15 protein-coding genes are annotated in these 16809 nt (G+C 62.3%); 6 read left to right on the top strand and 9 right to left on the bottom strand.

What is annotated here, in order from left to right; genetic code table 11:
* Window positions 1–2: 2 nt before the first annotated feature.
* The 6 genes from CRO75_RS13140 to yaaA form a co-directional block, all read right to left on the bottom strand.
* Window positions 3–1655: an alginate export family protein gene (locus tag CRO75_RS13140; RefSeq protein WP_239990580.1), complete on the bottom strand. Its 1653-nt coding sequence runs from the start codon at window positions 1653–1655 to the stop codon at window positions 3–5.
* Entirely contained in the window at window positions 1652–3184 is a 1533-nt protein-coding gene (gene algK, locus CRO75_RS13135; protein ID WP_097135842.1) for an alginate biosynthesis TPR repeat lipoprotein AlgK, read from the bottom strand. The genes CRO75_RS13140 and algK overlap by 4 nt, the downstream gene beginning before the upstream one ends.
* A 26-nt stretch (window positions 3185–3210) precedes the next feature.
* On the bottom strand, window positions 3211–4380 hold the full coding sequence (locus tag CRO75_RS13130) for an alginate biosynthesis protein Alg44 (protein ID WP_062823610.1): 1170 nt from the start codon (window positions 4378–4380) through the stop codon (window positions 3211–3213).
* A 35-nt stretch (window positions 4381–4415) separates the two neighbouring features.
* A complete protein-coding gene (gene alg8, locus CRO75_RS13125; RefSeq protein WP_172833405.1) occupies window positions 4416–5900 on the bottom strand; it encodes a mannuronan synthase in 1485 nt (494 codons plus the stop codon).
* A gap of 216 nt (window positions 5901–6116) precedes the next feature.
* A complete protein-coding gene (locus CRO75_RS13120; RefSeq protein WP_097135840.1) occupies window positions 6117–7433 on the bottom strand; it encodes a nucleotide sugar dehydrogenase in 1317 nt (438 codons plus the stop codon).
* An 813-nt stretch (window positions 7434–8246) separates the two neighbouring features.
* Window positions 8247–9026, bottom strand: a complete 780-nt coding sequence (gene yaaA / locus CRO75_RS13115) for a peroxide stress protein YaaA (protein ID WP_097135838.1) — start codon at window positions 9024–9026, stop codon at window positions 8247–8249.
* Between the two features lie 226 nt (window positions 9027–9252).
* Here yaaA and CRO75_RS13110 point away from each other — a divergent pair, with 226 nt between their 5' ends.
* From CRO75_RS13110 to CRO75_RS13085, 6 genes are all read left to right on the top strand, one after another.
* Entirely contained in the window at window positions 9253–10377 is a 1125-nt protein-coding gene (locus CRO75_RS13110; RefSeq protein ID WP_097135836.1) for a polysaccharide deacetylase family protein, read from the top strand.
* Window positions 10378–10726: 349 nt separating this feature from the next.
* Window positions 10727–12121: a PhoH family protein gene (locus CRO75_RS13105; RefSeq protein WP_007929389.1), complete on the top strand. Its 1395-nt coding sequence runs from the start codon at window positions 10727–10729 to the stop codon at window positions 12119–12121.
* Between the two features lie 264 nt (window positions 12122–12385).
* Window positions 12386–12859 carry a cyclic pyranopterin monophosphate synthase MoaC gene (gene moaC / locus CRO75_RS13100; RefSeq protein ID WP_009047097.1) on the top strand — a complete coding sequence of 158 codons (474 nt, stop codon included), beginning with the start codon at window positions 12386–12388 and terminating at the stop codon, window positions 12857–12859.
* On the top strand, window positions 12856–13098 hold the full coding sequence (gene moaD, locus CRO75_RS13095) for a molybdopterin converting factor subunit 1 (RefSeq protein WP_007932097.1): 243 nt from the start codon (window positions 12856–12858) through the stop codon (window positions 13096–13098). The genes moaC and moaD overlap by 4 nt, the downstream gene beginning before the upstream one ends.
* Window position 13099: 1 nt before the next feature.
* Complete coding sequence (gene moaE / locus CRO75_RS13090) at window positions 13100–13552, top strand: molybdopterin synthase catalytic subunit MoaE (RefSeq protein WP_009042279.1); 453 nt, start codon at window positions 13100–13102, stop codon at window positions 13550–13552.
* Between the two features lie 224 nt (window positions 13553–13776).
* Complete coding sequence (locus CRO75_RS13085) at window positions 13777–14553, top strand: ABC transporter substrate-binding protein (protein WP_097135834.1); 777 nt, start codon at window positions 13777–13779, stop codon at window positions 14551–14553.
* 83 nt (window positions 14554–14636) lie between these two features.
* On the opposite strand, the gene CRO75_RS13080 is transcribed toward CRO75_RS13085, so the two are convergent.
* From CRO75_RS13080 to CRO75_RS13070, 3 genes are all read right to left on the bottom strand, one after another.
* Window positions 14637–15263, bottom strand: coding sequence for a transcriptional regulator (locus CRO75_RS13080; protein WP_009042281.1), 627 nt, complete (start codon window positions 15261–15263; stop codon window positions 14637–14639).
* Window positions 15264–15351: 88 nt separating this feature from the next.
* On the bottom strand, window positions 15352–16479 hold the full coding sequence (locus tag CRO75_RS13075) for an FAD-binding oxidoreductase (protein ID WP_097135831.1): 1128 nt from the start codon (window positions 16477–16479) through the stop codon (window positions 15352–15354).
* A 51-nt stretch (window positions 16480–16530) separates the two neighbouring features.
* Window positions 16531–16809 (bottom strand): transposase (locus CRO75_RS13070; RefSeq protein WP_143503879.1); only part of this gene is annotated, 279 nt, incomplete at its 5' end.

Here is a 16809-nt window from a genome sequence, read left to right as displayed (position 1 = left end):
CATCAGAAGCGCCAGATCACGTCGACAAAGGCGCGGTGCATGTACGAGTCGACGTTCTTGCCATAGGCATCGCCCGGCTTGAACACGCCGCCACGAAAGCGCACCAGCGCCGAAGGCTCGTCGATCGACTGGCTGAGCGCGGCCGGCAGCAGGCCTTGCTTGAAGTACTTGGTGACCACCAGGTCCACTTCCTGGCCAAGGTCTTTCTCGCCATCGCGCAGCGGCAGGGACGAGCTGGAGAGCAGGGCGCCGGTGGCGTCGTCGTAGTTGTTTTCCACGGCGTTGATACCGTTGCTGCCCACCGGCTTGTTGCCGTCCACGCGCCAGAACTTGTGGTAGATCAGGCTGGCGTCGTATTCGTCGGCGAGCATCCAGGAACCGAACAGGGTGGCGGTCTGCATGTTGTTCATTTCGCCGCGGAAGGCTTCGCCGAAACGGTGCACCCGCGAGCGGGTCCCGGTGTAGTTCGAGCGGTTGCTTTCCAGGCCGTTCTGTTCGTAGTCGCCGCTGGCGCGGGCGTAGGCCGCACCGACCTGCCATTTCGGGTCCAGGCGCAGGCGCACGCCGAGGTCGGTGGCCCAGCCGTCGAGGTTCTCGCCGCTCTTGGCCTGGGCCGGGCGGGTACCGTCGGCGTTCAGCGCGTTGACCTTGTCGCGGTCGCCGCTCATGCCGGTGATGCTCGCCCAGTAGTTGACGGTGTTGGTGTTGCGCCAGTTGTAGGCGTCGCTGTTGGCTTCCAGGCCGAGCCAGGTCAGGTCGCCGTTCTGGCGCTTGTCCAGGGAGTCGGTGGCTTCGCCCGGGACCGGGTAGTCGAGCTTGCCGTCGTCGTGGCTGTGGTGCGCGCGCACGCCAGCCCAATGCCCTGGGGTCCACTGGTAGGCCACATCGCCGTAGACGTGCAGGCGATCCTTGTCTTCCGGCGCCAGCTCCTTGAGGTCGGTGCGGTACTCGCTGAAGCGCTCGGCGATGCCGACGTTGGCGCGCAGCAGGGTGGTGTCGAAGGTCCAGTTCAGGGCTTCGATGTTGGTGTCGCGCCATTGGCCATCGTCGTTGCGCAGGCGCTGGCGCCCGAACTTCAACTGCTCGCCCGGGTAGGGGGTGAGGCCGCTGTAGCCGATCCAGAACTCGCGCATCGCCAGGTAGTTCTTCTTGCTCTTGCGATCGCTGTTGTTGCTGCTTTCGGTGCTGGCGCCGTCGGACTGCTGCAGGGTGTCGGTCTCGATGATATCGGTGGAGGTCACCGCCTGGCCCATGGCGTAGGCGCTCCAGTTGCCGCTTTCGCCGTAGACCCAGGGGCGCAGGTCGAGGCCGACGCCGTTGACGTCGCCGCCGCCCAGGGTGCCGAGGTCACGGTCGTCTTCGGACTGGCCGGTGATCTTCACTTCCAGGCCGAAGTTCTTGGTGTCGGTGACGGCCGCCAGCGTCGGGTTGGACCAGAGCAGGGCAAAACCCAGGGCCACACCCAGTTTCGACAGACTGAACAGTTTTCCCGTAGCCGCTGCCGCAGGCTGCGATTGGCTGCGCAGCAGCCGCAAAACCTGCGCACGCGGTGCCACTGACAGATCTCGGTCGCCCGGTTGGCGAGCGCTACGCGCTCGATCGCAGCCTGCGGCAGCGGCTACAGGATTGGCGTGGCTGGATGGAGTGAACTTCATAGGGATTCCTCACCGTCTTCTTCCTGCAGCGCGTGCAGTTCCAACGTGTTCTGGCTCAAGGCGCCACGCACGGCCTGCTCCTGTTGCAGCAGGCGTTGGGCCTCGGCGCGTTGGCCTGGCGGCAGTTGGGCTTCGAGTTGTTGCGCAAGCTCGTTGGCTTGCGGGGTGTCCTGGGTCTTGGCCAGCTGGCTGAAGACATAGGCGTTGAGCGGGTCGGGCTTGGTGCCCTTGCCCTGGGAGAACAGTTGGGCAATGGCGAAGTCGGCGCTGTTCTGGCCGTTGCGCGCGGCGGTCAGCAGGTGGTCCAGGGCTTTTTGCGGATAGACCTGGCCCAGGTAGCCACGGCGGTAGATCTGGCCGAGGTAGTAATCGGCGGCGACTTCTTTGCCCTGGGCCTTCTTGAAGTGCTCTTCGGCGACCTTGGCGTCGGCCGGGACCATCTTGCCTTCGTAGTAGAGCTTGCCCAGCAGCAGTTCGGCGCGGGGCTGGTCGGCGGCGCGACCGTTGTCCAGGTACTGCATCATCTTGTCGACGTCGCCGAGTTCAGGGAAGTCGTAGAGCAGTTGCGCCAGGGTGACCCAGGAGGCCGGGTAGCCGGGAGCGATCGGCTCCAGCAGCGCCTGCGCGGTTTTCTCGTCGGTCTTGCCCAGGCTGGCGTCGCCCAGCACCCGGGCCACGCTGTCGACCCGTTGCGCGCTGATGACGCCGCGGGCGTGGCCGGCCTGCAGCTGTTTGAGCAGCTCGGCCTGTTGCTCCGGCTGGCCGCGTTTCTGGTACACGGTGGCCAGTTCGACGTAGCAGATATCGGTGACGTTCAGCGCCGCCTTGCAGATGGTTTCCACCTCGGCCAGGTGCTGGTCGTAGGTACCCTGGGTGCGGTACAGCAGCACCTGGGCCAGGCCGGCTTCCGGGTAGCCGGCGCTGCGCCATTGGCTGATCTGCTGCTGGGCGTTGACCTTGGGGAAGCTCTGTGGATATTGCAGGTAGAGCATCGCCAGCGGGATCAGGGTGTTGCCTTCGCCATTGGCGAAGGCCTTTTTCAACAGGCCTTCGGCTTCGTGGTGCTCGGCTTCGGTGGAGCCGGGCTTGGCCACCAGCAGGCGACCCAGGCGCGCCTGGGCCCGCGGCGAAGTGTCGGCCGCGGCGCGGTAGGTCGCCTCGGCTTGCTTGATCTTCGCCGGGTCGCGGGTTTCCATCTGGATATCGGCCAGGCCGACCTGGGCGTCGCTGTAACCCAGGTCCGCCAGCTGCCGGTAGTTCTGCTCCGCGAGCACAGTGTCGCCGCGCTTCAGGGCTTCGTTGGCCAGGCGCTGGTCGGGCAGGCCGGCGCAACCGGCCAGGGCCATGGCGGTCACCAGAGGCAACAGCAATGCCGAACCCTGTAGCCGCTGCCGCAGGCTGCGATCGGCCGCGTAGCGGACGGGTTCTGGACGGCGCGCTGTGTTCGCCAGACTGCATTCATCCCCTTCACGAGTGCGTTGCACTCGATCGCAGCCTGCGGCAGCGGCTACAGGGGCCGTTTTCGTCATCGGGAGTGGGGTATGAATAGTCATGGTTAGAGACCGGCAGCCATGGCTTTGTCGATCAGCCAGTTCACGGACGGACCGCGGTCGCTGCTGACTTCCACCGGGCGGCCGGCGAAGGTGCTGCTCAGCGGGGCGTCGGGTTTGATCTGCACGCGAATGTCCGAGGACAGGTCGCTGCCGTTGAGGCTGGTGCTGCTGACGATGGTGCCGCTGCGCACCTCGTCTTCGCCGGCGATCTGGAAGCTGACCTTGGTGCCTGGACGCACGTCGGCGAACTGGCGGTAGGAGAAACGCGCTTCGACGTTGGCCTGGCTGTTGCGCGGCACCAGCTGGAAGATCACGTCGCCCTTGCTGGCGTACTGGCCGTCGGCAACCATCTGCTGGGCCACGGTGCAGTCGCAGGGCGAGGTCAGGGTGCCGGTCATCTGCTTGCCGAACAGTTCCTCGACCTTGGCCGGTTGCAGTTGGTCTTCGTTCAGGTGGCCCTTGAGCACGTCGAGCATGCTGGTGCTGAAGGTCGCCAGCGGGGCGCCCTTGGCGGCCACGCCGTCGGCCTGGATCAGGCTCTGCACGGTGCCGTCGCGCGGCATGGTGACGTTCATCCCCGGCGCGCTGACCAGGCCGGCCTGGGCGTGGCTGACGAAGTACATGCCGTACACCGACTTGAGGATGAAGCCGAAGGCCGCCAGGCCAACGACGAAGATCCCGGCGCTGAAGGTCACCGCGCGCAGGCGGCCCAGGGCGCTCATGCCGTGGCCGGCGTCCTTGTTCTTGCGCGCCTTGGTGAAGTTGTCGCGCTGCAGGGTGGCGAGCACGTCGCCCATGGTCACGATGTCGCCGGCCAGGTGCGAGGTGATCAGCTGGCGCAGGGTCGAGATGTCCTGGGGCTCGAGGTTCTGGAACTGACAGCCGACCCGGCCGCTCTGGCGATCCACGGAGCGCACCTGCAACTCCACGTCCATGGCCAGCCCGAGGTTGTCGATGACGAACTGAAGGCGACCCTTGTGCACGTCGCCGACCTTGATCGGCAGCTGCCCGCAGTTGAAGCTCAGGCCGCCGGCCGAGAGGTCGATGACCCGCGCTTCGACCGGGGTCCGGTCGGGGCCGAAGAAGCGCAGTTTGGCCGGGATCTTGACCCGGGCGTGTTGGCGTTGGGCTTCGGATTCATGCACTACGTTGACGTTCACGGCGGTGTTCATAAGGGCGATTTCCTAGTTAATTCAGGCAAGGCGGGTCAGACCATCAGCAGCAGCGCGGCGACGAAAATGCTGCCGGCGGAGAAGGTCATGGTCCGAGACGACCAGGTGTTGAACCAACGTTGAAAGCTGGCGAGGTCACGGGACAGAGCAGTCGGTTGGCGGGTCCAGGACTGTTGGTCGAGGCGGAAGAACACGTAGATCTTCACCAGGGCCCCGACGATCTGGTTGTAATAGAGGATCAAAGGGTAGGCCGGGCCGATCCGGTGCCCCGAGCAGGACAGCAGCAGGGTCAGCAGCAGGCGGGTGATACCGATCCACAGCAGGTACACCAGGATGAAGGCGGTGCCGTACTTGAAGCTGGCGATCAGGGCCACGGTCAGGCCGAGCAGGGAGGTCCACATCGACACGCGCTGGTCGAACAGCACCACGCTGGTGAACAGGCCAAGGCGCTTGAGACCCAGCCCCAGGGCCCGGGAGTTCTGCCGCAGGTTGTTGCCGTACCAGCGGAACATCAGCTTGCGGCTGGCCTTGATGAAACTCTTCTCCGGCGGGTGCTCCACGGTGTTGATCGCCGCATCGGGCACGTAGAAGGTGTCGTAGCCCAGGCGCATCAGGCTGAACCAGCTGGACTTGTCGTCGCCGGTGAGGAACTTGAAGCGGCCCAGGCGCCAGTGTTGCAGCGAGTCGCTTTCCACGTCGGCGATGAAGTCCGGGTTGGTGACCACGCTGGCGCGGAACACCGACATGCGTCCGGTCATGGTCAGCACGCGCTTGGACAGGGCCATGGAGCACATGTTGATGTGGCGCTGGGCGAAGCGCAGCTTGTGCCACTCGCTCATGATGTAGCCGCCGCGCACTTCGCAGAACTCGTTGGTGGTCAGGCCGCCGACGTTGCCGAACAGCTGGAACCAGGGCACGGTCTTGCGCACCACGCCTTCGCCGAGCACGGTGTCGCCGTCGATCACCGCGACCACGGCGCGGTCGTCCGGCAGGTGGCGGGAGATGGCGCGGAAACCGAAGGCCAGGCCGTCGCGCTTGCCGGTGCCGGGGATGCGCACGAAGTCGAGCTTGACGTGGGCCGGCGGGTTCATGCGGGCCCAGAGGCTCTTCACCAGCAGCTCGTCGGACATCTCCACAATCGAGCAGACCACGGTGGTGGGGAAGCCGCAGTCGATGGCTTCACGGATCACTGAGCCATAGACCTGGGCGGTGGTCAGGGCGTCGATGCGGAAGCTGGTGACCATCAGGTACACGTGGGACGGATCGGCGGCCTTGCCCAGCTTGCGGACCTTGCGGCGCAGGTGCGGGTAGACCACGTAGAGAAACAGCATGCCGCGCACGAAATGCGTGGCACCCATCGAGTAGCGCCAGATACCCACGGCGCCAATCAGGAAGATGAAGTCCTTCGATTCGGAGTCGAATGTGGACGCGGGCAACGCCAGGGCGAGACCCATCAGTAAACTCAAGAAAAACAGCCAACCTGCGGCCTGAAGTAGGCCGTGCTTTAGCCTGTGCATAATCTGCATCCGTCTCGATCTCGGGCGAGCCTGTGGGGTGGCCCGATGGGGTTAAGGCAGGCAAAAAAGCCAAAGGGGGCACATTCCTGTAGCCGTTGCCGGAGGCTGCGATAGGTCCGCAGGACCTCCGGCGGTTGCAGGTACGTCGCGACCCTTCGGGTTCGATCGCAGCCTGCGGCAGCGGCTACAGGAACGGGGGACTGCCCCCGATACCGCTGGTTACCAGCAGATACCTTCGGTCCGGCCGCTCGCGCTGGTGGCCTTGGACATGAACCCGACCAGGTCGATGACCTGCTTGCCATGCGGCACGTCTTCGGCCAGGGCGCGGAACTTCTCGTCGCGGTTGCCGAGAATGATCACGTCGGAGTTGTCGATCACCGAGTCGAAGTCCGCGTTGAGCAGGGACGAGACGTGGGGGATCTTGGACTCGATGTAGTCCTTGTTGGCACCGTGGACGCGGGCGTATTCGACGTTGCTGTCGTAGATGCTCAGGTCGAAGCCCTTGCCGATCAGCATTTCCGCCAGCTCCACCAGCGGGCTTTCGCGCAGATCGTCGGTACCGGCCTTGAAGCTCAGGCCGAGCAGGGCGACTTTGCGCTTGTCGTGGCTGGAGACGATGTCGAAGGCGTTCTGCACCTGGGACTCGTTGCTGCGCATCAGCGAGTTGAGCAGCGGCGCATCGACGTCCAGGGAGCCGGCGCGGAAGGTCAGGGCGCGCACGTCCTTGGGCAGGCAGGAACCGCCGAAGGCGAAGCCCGGGCGCATGTAGTACTGGGACAGGTTGAGGGTCTTGTCCTGGCAGACCACGTCCATCACTTCACGGCCATCGACGCCGACGGCCTTGGCGATGTTGCCGATCTCGTTGGCGAAGGTGACCTTGGTGGCGTGCCACACGTTGCAGGTGTACTTGATCATCTCGGCGACAGCGATGTCCTTGCGGATGATCGGTGCGTCGAGTTCTTCGTACAGCGATTGCAGGACGTCGCCCGAGGCCTTGTCGAATTCGCCGATCACGGTCATCGGTGGGAAGTCGTAGTCCTTGATCGCGGTGCTTTCACGCAGGAACTCAGGGTTGACCGCGACGCCGAAGTCGACGCCGGCCTTCTTGCCGGAGCAGTCTTCGAGGATCGGGATCACCACGTTGGCGACAGTGCCCGGCAGTACGGTACTGCGCACCACGATGGTGTGGCGGGAGGTCTTGTCACGCAGGACGAAACCGATCTCGCGGCATACCGCTTCGATGTAGTTGAGTTCCAGGTCGCCGTTCTTCTTGCTGGGCGTGCCGACACAGATCATGGACAAGTCGGTGTCGCGAATCGCCTCGGCGAAGTTGGTGGTTCCGCGCAGACGACCGGTTTGAATACCTTGCGCCAGAAGTTCACCCAGACCCGGTTCAACGATCGGCGATTTACCGGCGTTGATCATATCGATCTTGTCCTTGGCAACATCGACGCCAACGACCTCATGGCCCCGTGCAGACAGGCAACCGGCACATACTGCACCGACGTAACCCAAACCAAATATGCTGATGCGCATCGCATTTACCTCTGTGTTATTCACGCCATTAGATGGCCGGAGTTAATGTTTGCCAGCTTTAATTGCGCACTCGGAAGTTCAACGAGCAGGCGTTGAGATATCCAGTGCAGGCAGACTAAGTTCCGAGTGTCTAAATAATTGCACTCAAGTTGTGCGCAACTTGGCCTTGTTGTAGGGGCTGCCCTTAAATGTCGCCGTCCTTCCTGCTGGAAGGCAGCTCCGAGGTTGGCGATAATCCTGATTTATAGGAGCAGGCCCATGATAATCAGGTAGTTACACGCTCCCGGAAGCGTTTTAAGGCGGGCTATGCCATGGCCTTGTAGGGGATAGTAATGGTGCATTATCTCCTGTGTATTGACCCTAAGTTCGAGTTCCTGAGCAGTAGGTCAGGATAATATGACAACTTCGCTACTGTCGTTGGATTCCATGTAAGTCATCTCCTACAAACTCGTTGAGAATCGTTACCGGTGGTATGAGCGGTGGTTCAGGACATAGTTCCAGACCGCTGATCCTGTTTTCTGAAATTTCTTGAAATATTGCAAAAGATGGCACTGCTTTCATATTGATAGCACTTACCATTTCAGCCTTTAGTTATGGGGAGTTAAAGCGCGGGGATATTTTTATGCCACTACCGATAAAAAATTTGTGTGCCACTACTGAAAAAAATGACCTCTGTCGAGTGAAACAAAAGTTATAAATTCAGAAGAAAATATTTTGGCGCCAATTGTTTGGCGTTTTGGCGGGAGTCAAAGAGGAAAGTGACCGCTCGTCGACGCACTCGTTTGCGCGAAACCAGTGCATCGACCGCGTGCGTTATTCCGGTGCGTGATCGCGCAGGAAAACCAGATTATCGGGTTTCGACTGTTCGTCGCTGTAGCGGTAACCCTGGACATCGAACTGCTTGAGGGCCGCCGGGTCGTTGATGCGTTCTTCTATGACGAAGCGGCTCATCATGCCCCGAGCCTTCTTGGCGTAGAAACTGATGATCTTGTACTGGCCGTTCTTCAGGTCCTTGAACTCGGTATTGATGATCCGGGCGTTCAGGGCCGTGCGCTTGACCGCCGAGAAGTATTCGTTGGAAGCCAGGTTGAGCAGCAGGTCGTCGCCCTGTTCGGCCAGGGCTTCGTTGAGCCATTCGCTGATGCGCGTGCCCCAGAAGGCGTACAGGTCCTTGCCGCGGGCATTAGCCAGCTTGGTGCCCATTTCCAGGCGATAGGGCTGCATCAGGTCCAGCGGGCGCAGCAGGCCGTACAGGCCGGAGAGCATGCGCAGATGCTGCTGGGCGTAGTCGAAATCGGCTTCGCTCAGGGTTTCGGCATTCAGGCCGGTGTACACGTCGCCCTTGAACGCCAGCAACGCCTGCTTGGCATTGGCCGGAGTGAAGGCCGGGGTCCAGCTGCCGAAGCGCGCGGCATTGAGGCCGCCGATCTTGTCGGAGACGTGCATCAGTTCGCTGATTTGCGCCGGGCTCAGTTCGCGCAATTGCAAGATCAATTCCTGAGAGTGATCGAGGTACTGCGGCTGGGTGAAGCGTTGAGTGACGGGCGGGGTCTCGAAATCGAGGGTCTTGGCGGGTGAAATCACCATCAGCATGAAGTCGTCTCCTGTAAGCGTCGGGGGATTCTAGGGGCTTGGGCGCTTTGACTCCACCTATGAAGGCAATAGGGCATGCCGCCGGTCGTCCGTCGATCGGCGATGGCCTGCTGCAGGGAGGCGCGTGTCTGCTCTTTATAAAGGGAAGGGGAGCGGCCTAGGCAATAGGGCCGAGAGGCTGGCATCGGCTATAGTGCCGCGCGGGTTTTGTTATGGAGACATCCCTTTGCGCAGCGCGTTTTTTCTTTCGATCTGGCTATTGAGTTTCGGCGCCCTGGCGGCGCCGAACGAGGTGGCGACCCTGGATCGCAGCACCTGGCCGGAACAACTCGGCAACCCGACCCTGTTCGACGTGGCGTCACGGGCGGAGATCCTCACCTTCGCCCGCGCCCTGCTGGACAGCGAGGCCTGGGATGAAGCCTCGTTGAAGCAGCGCCTGGGCCTGCGGATCATCAACATGGCGTCGATCGATGCCGTTCGCCAGCGGCTCTGGCGGCAATTGCTGAGCAACTACAACTTCGCCCAGCAGAGCTGCGACCAGGACGCTTCCTTCTGTTTCCTGGTGGAAGACATGGACACCCTGCGCGAGCAGGCCGGCAAGTTCCAGTTGGGCGACGACTCCTATTACGCCCGCTGGGCCGAACCAAGCCGGGCCTTCCATGAGCAATATCTGGACGAGCTGCTGCGCAAGGCCGCGCTGTTTCCCCAGACCGCCAGCGAGATCGAGCGTTTTGGCGACTACGAGCGCAATGGCGACGAGCTCAATGACCGGCTGTTTTTGCTGACCTTCGACAGTGCCGCCAATCTCGCCCCGGACAACACCCCCTGGCTGACCGAATACCTGCGCAAGTCGAACATGAACGGCACCTTCTTCGTACTTGGCAGCGAGTTGCAGAGCCGCCTGGAGCAGCGTTCGGTGGCCAGCCTGCAGGCCCTGTATTCGCAGCAGTGCGTGGGTGTGCTGGGCTGGGAGTATCGTTCCCACAGTCATTGGCAGGACTGGCAGGACTCGATCGAGCGCGGCGTCGAACTGGCCAAGGGCAAGTTGCCGGAAAACTACGTGCCGCTGTTTCGCCCGCCCTACGGCCAGCGCCGGACGGATGCGCAGGCCTTCTTTAATGCACAGGGTTTGCAGGTGGCGCTGTGGGACATCGATCCGCAGGACGGCGCCGGCAAGCTCAAGGGCGAACAGAGTGGCCAGCGGGTGCTGACCCTGATGCTGTTGTGGCGGCACGGGGTGATCAATTTCAACGCCCGGCAGGACGCGGTGAAGACGGCATTGCCCTGGTTGCTGACGCAGACGGCGCAGAGCGGAATCGGTTGGGAGGATTGTCAGGACGCGTTTCGCTAGAAACGACGAAAGGTCCGTATTTACGGGGGAGAGAGGAGGTTTTTGCCGATTTTGGCCAGGATTTCGAGGCAGGCGGACTTACGACTTTAACGGTGCCGGGGCAGCGCGCCAAGGGCTATTCGTCACTCTGCAAAATAAACTTAAAAAAAGCGTCAAAGTGCTTTTTCCTGTCACAGGTTTTGGAGTATTACGAAGTCAGACCGCCGAAACCTGCAACACAGGTGGCGTCTCCCAAGACTCCTTTTGTGTGCACTTCACTCGAACCCCTGCGGGTGAATTCGACGGTCAATTCGAGGCGCAGCACCGCCATGGTATTGCGTCGACTGGCCCCCACATAAGGTGACCGAGTATGGATGACCACGGACGTAGCCCTTCCTCCAACCAGCCAATCCTTTATGTACTCGATACCAATGTATTGATTCACGATCCAAACGCCCTGCTGAACTTCGAAGAACACCATGTGGCGATCCCGATGATCGTCCTGGAGGAACTCGACAAGCTCAAGAGCGGCCATCACAGCGTTGCAGCGGAATGCCGCCAGGCCATTCGCCTGATCGACAAGACCCTGGGTGAGGCCTCGCCTGAAGACGTCGAGCTGGGTGTGCCTATCCAGCGTGGCAAGAGCGGCCCCAAAGGCCTGCTGTCGATCCTCATGAGCAAGCGCTCCGAGCCCAACAGCCTGTTGCCGGAAAATCTCAACGACAACATCATCATCAACCAGTTGATCGACCTGCACGCGCGCGACAAGGAGCTGCGCGTGGTGCTGGTGACCAAAGACATCAACATGCGCCTCAAGGCGCGCGCTTGCGGGATCGCCGCCGAGGACTACAGCACCGACCAGTTGGTCGACGACGTGGCCTTGCTGCCCAACGGCTTCCACAACATGACCGGCTCCTTCTGGGACCGCGTGAGCAAGGTGGAAACCCGCCAGGATCACGGCCGCACCTGGCACCAGGTGCAACTCACCGACAACCTGCCGGCGGTGCACATCAACGAGTTCATCATCGACGAACAGGGTTTTGTCGGCTGGATCAAGGAGATTCGCGCCGATGTGCTGCTGATTCTCGACCTGCATCAGGAACCCCTGTTGCACCAGGAAGCCTGGGGCCTGAAACCGCGCGACATTTATCAAGGCCTGGCGCTGTTCGCCCTGCTCGATCCGGACATTCATCTGGTCAACCTGTCCGGGGCAGCAGGTTCAGGCAAGACCATCCTGGCCCTGGCCGCGGCCATCGAGCAGACCATGGTCAGCAAGCGTTATCGGCGCATCATCGCCACCCGCAGCGTGCAGGGGCTGGACCAGGAGATCGGCTTCCTGCCGGGCACCGAAGCGGAAAAGATGGAGCCCTGGCTCGGCGCCATCACCGACAACCTCGAAGCCCTGCACATGGATGACGAAAGCACCCATGGCAGCGTCGACTACATCCTCAGCAAGGTGCCGCTGCAGTTCAAATCCCTCAACTACATTCGTGGCCGCAGCTTCCAGCAGAGCCTGATCCTGATCGACGAATGCCAGAACCTCACCCCGCACCAGATGAAAACCATCATCACCCGTGCCGGCGCCGGTTCCAAAGTGGTGTGCCTGGGCAACCTGGCGCAGATCGATACCCCTTACCTGTCCGCGACCAGCTCCGGGCTGACCTACCTCACTGAACGCTTCAAGGACTTCCCCAACGGGGTGCACATCACCCTGCAAGGGGTTCCACGCTCGATTCTGGCCGAATACGCCGAATCCCATCTGTAACCCTCGCCAGACGGACGGCCGCGAGGCCGCCCGTTTTTTTATGCCTGGATGAAATCTTCTGTAGCTGCTGCCAGGCTGCGATCGGCTGCGCAGCAGACGCCAGAGGACCTGTTGCATTTCCCCGGTAACCCTGGGGAAGTCCGGATCACGTCCGCTACGCGGCCGATCGCAGGCTGCGCCAGCGGCTACAAGGATCGCGTAATCAAGCGTGCGGAAATTTGACCCTCGGGTTTACAATCGCCTTTCCTGATCAGGAGTAAGGCTGTGCTGACTCATCTCGATTCCCAAGGTCGCGCCAATATGGTCGACGTCACCGACAAAGCCGTGACGTCCCGCGAAGCCACGGCCGAAGCCCGGGTGCGCATGCTCCCGCAAACCCTGCAAATGATCGTCAGCGGCGGTCACCCCAAGGGTGATGTGTTCGCCGTGGCGCGCATCGCCGGCATCCAGGCGGCGAAAAAGACCAGCGATCTGATCCCCCTGTGCCATCCACTGATGCTTACCAGCGTCAAGGTCGAGCTCAGCGCCGAAGGCGAGGACAGCGTGCGCATCGTTGCCCGCTGCAAGCTGGCCGGGCAGACCGGGGTGGAAATGGAAGCCCTGACCGCCGCCAGCGTCGCCGCCCTGACCATCTATGACATGTGCAAGGCCGTGGACCGCGGCATGACCATCGAAGGTGTGCGCTTGCTGGAGAAGCTGGGCGGCAAGAGCGGTCATTACCAGGCGGATGAACAATGAACCTGACTGTGAAGTTTTTCGCCCGCTATCGCGAGGCGCTGGGCGTGGATTCGCTGCGGGTCGCCGGCGATTTCGCCACGGTCGACGATGTGCGCGCCCTGCTGGCCCAACGCGAGGGCGCCGAGGTGCTCAGCGAGCAGAACCTGATGTGCGCCCGCAACGAAGACCTGTGCCAGCTCGACGAGCCAGTGAGCGACGGCGACGAAGTGGCGTTTTTTCCTACTGTGACCGGGGGCTGACATGGCGATTCGTGTGCAATCGGGCGCCTTCGATCCGGGGGCGGAAGTCAACGCGATGCATGCGGCGAATGTCGGCGTCGGCGCAGTGGTGAGCTTTGTCGGCTACGTGCGTGATTTCAACGATGGCCTGGAGGTGGCCGGGATGTTTCTTGAGCATTACCCGGGCATGACCGAAAAGGCCCTCGGCAAGATCGCCGCCGAGGCCGAACAGCGCTGGCCGCTGCTCAAGCTGGAAGTGCTGCATCGCATCGGCGCGCTGGAGCCGGGCGAGCCGATCGTCTTTGTCGGCGCCGCCAGCGCCCACCGCCAGGCGGCGTTCGACGCTTGTGCCTTTGTCATGGACTACCTGAAAACCCGCGCACCGTTCTGGAAGAAGGAAACCACCGCCGACGGCCCGCGCTGGGTGGAAGGTCGCGACAGCGATCACGCGGCGGCGGACCGTTGGAAAGAATGATTGCCTGATCCATCCGTCTTGACCGCAGGTCCTCAACTGCACCCTCCATTTCCCTGTTTTTTCCCATTTCTGCCTCTCGACCAAAGGCCGGCTGAACCGCGTCCGCTGCGTTGACGAAATATACGTAAAAGTCCAGTATGGATTTAAAAGTACAAACAAGGCTCCACCGTTTCACCCCTTTCTTCTGTCTTGCCAAACCAACAACAACCCGCGAGAGAACGAACATGAAGAAACTCCCCCTCATCAGTGGCCTGGCCCTGAGCCTGTTGGCGTGCAGCAGCCTGTTCGCCGCCGAGAAAACCCTGCGCATCGGCATCGAGGCGGCTTATCCGCCGTTCGCCTCGAAAACCGACAAGGGCGAGATCGTCGGTTTCGACTACGACATCGGCAATGCCCTGTGTGCGCAGATGCAGGTCAAGTGCCTATGGGGCGAGGGTGAATTCGACGGCCTGATTCCCTCCTTGAAAGTGAAAAAGATCGACATGGCGCTGTCGTCGATGACCATCAACGAAGACCGCAAGAAGTCGGTCGACTTCACCCACAAGTACTACTTCACTTCCTCGCGGCTGGTGATGAAGGAAGGCGCCACGGTCGATGATCAGTACGCCAGCCTCAAGGGCAAGAACGTCGGTGTGCAACGGGCGACCACCACCGACCGTTACGCCACCGAGGTATTCGAGCCCAAGGGCATCAACGTCAAGCGCTACAGCAACAACGAAGAGATCTACATGGACCTGGCGGCCGGGCGCCTCGATGCGATTTTCGCGGACACCATTCCGCTGAATGACTTCCTGTCGATGCCGCGCGGCAAGGGCTATGCGTTTGTAGGGCCGGAACTGAAGGACCCGAAATACGTGGGTGAGGGCGCGGGGATCGCGGTGCGCAAGGGTAATACCGAGCTGGTCAGCCAGTTGAATAGCGCCATCGATGGCATTCGCGCCAGTGGCGAATATCAGAAGATTTCCGAGAAGTACTTCAAGTCCGACATCTACGGCGACTGATGTCGCGTGGCGTTCGTGAGGACGCCATCGCGGGCAAGCCTCGCTCCTACGGTTTTGTCGGAGCGAGGCTTTTCAGGGGGCCGTCAGCCCTTCAATTCCTTCAGGTGCTTGTACACCGTCGCCCGCCCCATGTTCAGCACGTTGGCCACATAGTTGGCGGCGCTTTTGCCCTTGAACGCGCCTTCGGCGTGCAGCGCCAGCACCAGTTCGCGCTTATGTTCGCGGGTCAGCAGGTTCAGGCCCAGCTGCCGTTCGCGCAGCCAGTTGTGCAGGAAGGTGTTGATGCGCTCCTGCCAGTCGTCGCGAAACAACGAGTCCGGTTGCGGGATCAGTTTGCTCGGCGAGAGGAACAGGTCCAGCGCCGCCTTGGCATTCTCGAACAGCGAAATATTCAGGTTGATGCACAGCACCGCCAGCGGCTGGCCGCTACCGTCGCGCAGCACGCTGCTGAGGCTGCGGATCTTCTGGCCGTCCCAGTTGAGCTTTTCATAGGGGCCGATATTCCGCTCATTGGCGTCCTCGCCGAGCATGTCTTCGAGGGCGGAGTCGTCGCCCACTTCGCGCTTGGAGATGTTGTTGGCGATGTAGTCGATCTTCTGTGTGCGCAGATCGTGGATGACCACCTCGGCATGGGGGAAGAACAGCGTGGCGATGGCATCGGCGATCGCTCGGAAGTTATCCAGGACAGGGTCCTGCGCGGGTGAGGTCATGGGGTGGGTCTCCAGGCGGTGTCAGCGCCCTGCGAGGCAGGGCGCTGCGAGTGTGCCGCAATCGTTGGGGCGCGTCACCTGAGCGGGGTCAGCCGAGGCGGGCGGGGGAGAGCATGGCGGCGTCCAGGCCAAAGCGCGCCAGTTGCTCCGGCAAGGCTTCGCCACGCACCAGGGCGGCGCTGGCCTGGCCCATGGCCGGCGAGGTCTGGATGCCGTAGCCGCCTTGCGCGGCGACCCAGAACAGGCCCGGTACCTGGGGGTCGAAGCCGGCTAGCAGATCGCCGTCGCTGACAAAACTGCGCAGGCCGGCCCAGGTGCGGGTCGGGCGGCGAATGGTCAGGGTGGTGGCCTCTTCGATCTGGTAGATGCCCATGGCGATGTCCAGCTCTTCCGGCTGTACATCGTGGGGCTCCACCGGGTCGGCGTTGGCCGGCGAGCCGAGGAACATGCCGGCGTCGGGCTTCATGTAGAAGGATTCGTCGAGGCTCACCAGCATCGGCCAGTGGTGGATATCGACGCCTTCGGGGCCGGCGAAGATAAAGGCTGCGCGGCGTTTCGGCTGCAGGCCCAGGGGCCGGGCGCCGGCCATGGCGCCGACCTGGTCGGCCCAGGCGCCGGCGGCGTTGATCAGGATGGGCGCGCTGAAGGTCTGGCCGGCGGTCCGTACCTGCCATTGGCCTTGTTCGTCGCGGCTCAGCTCCAGCACTTCACAGTCGGTACGCACCTCGCCCTGGTTGCGCCGGATGCCGCGCAGGTAACCCTGGTGCAGGGCGTCGGTGTCGATGTCGCTGGCGCTTGGGTCGTAGAGGGCGCCGTGGACCTTCTCGCGACGCAGGATCGGCAGGCGCGCGCAGGCTTCGTCGGCGCTCAGCAGCTGCATCTCCGGCACCGTGGCCTTGGCGCTCAGGTACTGGTTGTTCAGCTCGCTGGGGTCGCCGGTGAAGTCCACGGTCATTTCGCCGCGCGGGGTCAGCAGCGGGTGCTCGCAGAACCCTTGCGGCGGTGCATCGAAAAAGTCCCGGCTGGCCAGGGTCAGGGCGCGTACCTGGGGCGTGCCATAGGCGGCGGTATAGAGCGCGGCGGAGCGCCCGGTGGAGTGGTAGGCCGGATGCGATTCGCGTTCCAGCACCAGCACCCGGCCATGGCGCGACAGCCAGTAGCCGGTGGAGGCACCGGCAATGCCGCCGCCGATGATGATGAAGTCTGCCTGGGTCATTCGAGCCTCCGGAAAAAGAGTCAATGCAAATCCCTGTAGGAGATTCTATGTCTACCCCACCGTATCGACCGTAGGTCGATACGGCTGTTGGGTCTTCATCAGAGCGAAGGCAATACGGGCTAATTTACGCGCAAGGATGATCAGCGCTTCTGTTCGCTTCAGACCGCGCTGCAGGTATTGCTGATAGCGGGATTGCCAAGCCTTGGTCCTGCTTGCCGCCATGGCGGCGTTGTAAAGCAAGCGTCGGGTTTCCGAGTCGCCTTGCTTGCTCAGCTTGCGTCGACCGTTGTAACGCCCCGACTCCTTGACCCGTACATCCAGGCCCAGGAA

Origin of the sequence: Pseudomonas sp. LAMO17WK12:I10 (assembly GCF_900215185.1) — a bacterium.
In the GTDB taxonomy this organism is placed as follows: domain Bacteria; phylum Pseudomonadota; class Gammaproteobacteria; order Pseudomonadales; family Pseudomonadaceae; genus Aquipseudomonas; species Aquipseudomonas chlororaphis.
The sequence above is the reverse complement of the archived record's forward strand: the minus strand, read 5'-3'. Positions and strand labels throughout refer to the sequence as shown.

Bases quoted from the DNA above. Each gene is read 5' to 3' on its own strand.
- CRO75_RS13140 (WP_239990580.1), bottom strand. From the start codon at position 1,655: ATGAAGTTCACTCCATCCAGCCACGCCAATCCTGTAGCCGCTGCCGCA.
- algK (WP_097135842.1), bottom strand. From the start codon at position 3,184: ATGACGAAAACGGCCCCTGTAGCCGCTGCCGCAGGCTGCGATCGAGTG.
- CRO75_RS13130 (WP_062823610.1), bottom strand. From the start codon at position 4,380: ATGAACACCGCCGTGAACGTCAACGTAGTGCATGAATCCGAAGCCCAA.
- CRO75_RS13120 (WP_097135840.1), bottom strand. From the start codon at position 7,433: ATGCGCATCAGCATATTTGGTTTGGGTTACGTCGGTGCAGTATGTGCC.
- yaaA (WP_097135838.1), bottom strand. From the start codon at position 9,026: ATGCTGATGGTGATTTCACCCGCCAAGACCCTCGATTTCGAGACCCCG.
- CRO75_RS13105 (WP_007929389.1), top strand. From the start codon at position 10,727: ATGGATGACCACGGACGTAGCCCTTCCTCCAACCAGCCAATCCTTTAT.
- moaD (WP_007932097.1), top strand. From the start codon at position 12,856: ATGAACCTGACTGTGAAGTTTTTCGCCCGCTATCGCGAGGCGCTGGGC.
- moaE (WP_009042279.1), top strand. From the start codon at position 13,100: ATGGCGATTCGTGTGCAATCGGGCGCCTTCGATCCGGGGGCGGAAGTC.
- CRO75_RS13085 (WP_097135834.1), top strand. From the start codon at position 13,777: ATGAAGAAACTCCCCCTCATCAGTGGCCTGGCCCTGAGCCTGTTGGCG.
- CRO75_RS13080 (WP_009042281.1), bottom strand. From the start codon at position 15,263: ATGACCTCACCCGCGCAGGACCCTGTCCTGGATAACTTCCGAGCGATC.
- CRO75_RS13075 (WP_097135831.1), bottom strand. From the start codon at position 16,479: ATGACCCAGGCAGACTTCATCATCATCGGCGGCGGCATTGCCGGTGCC.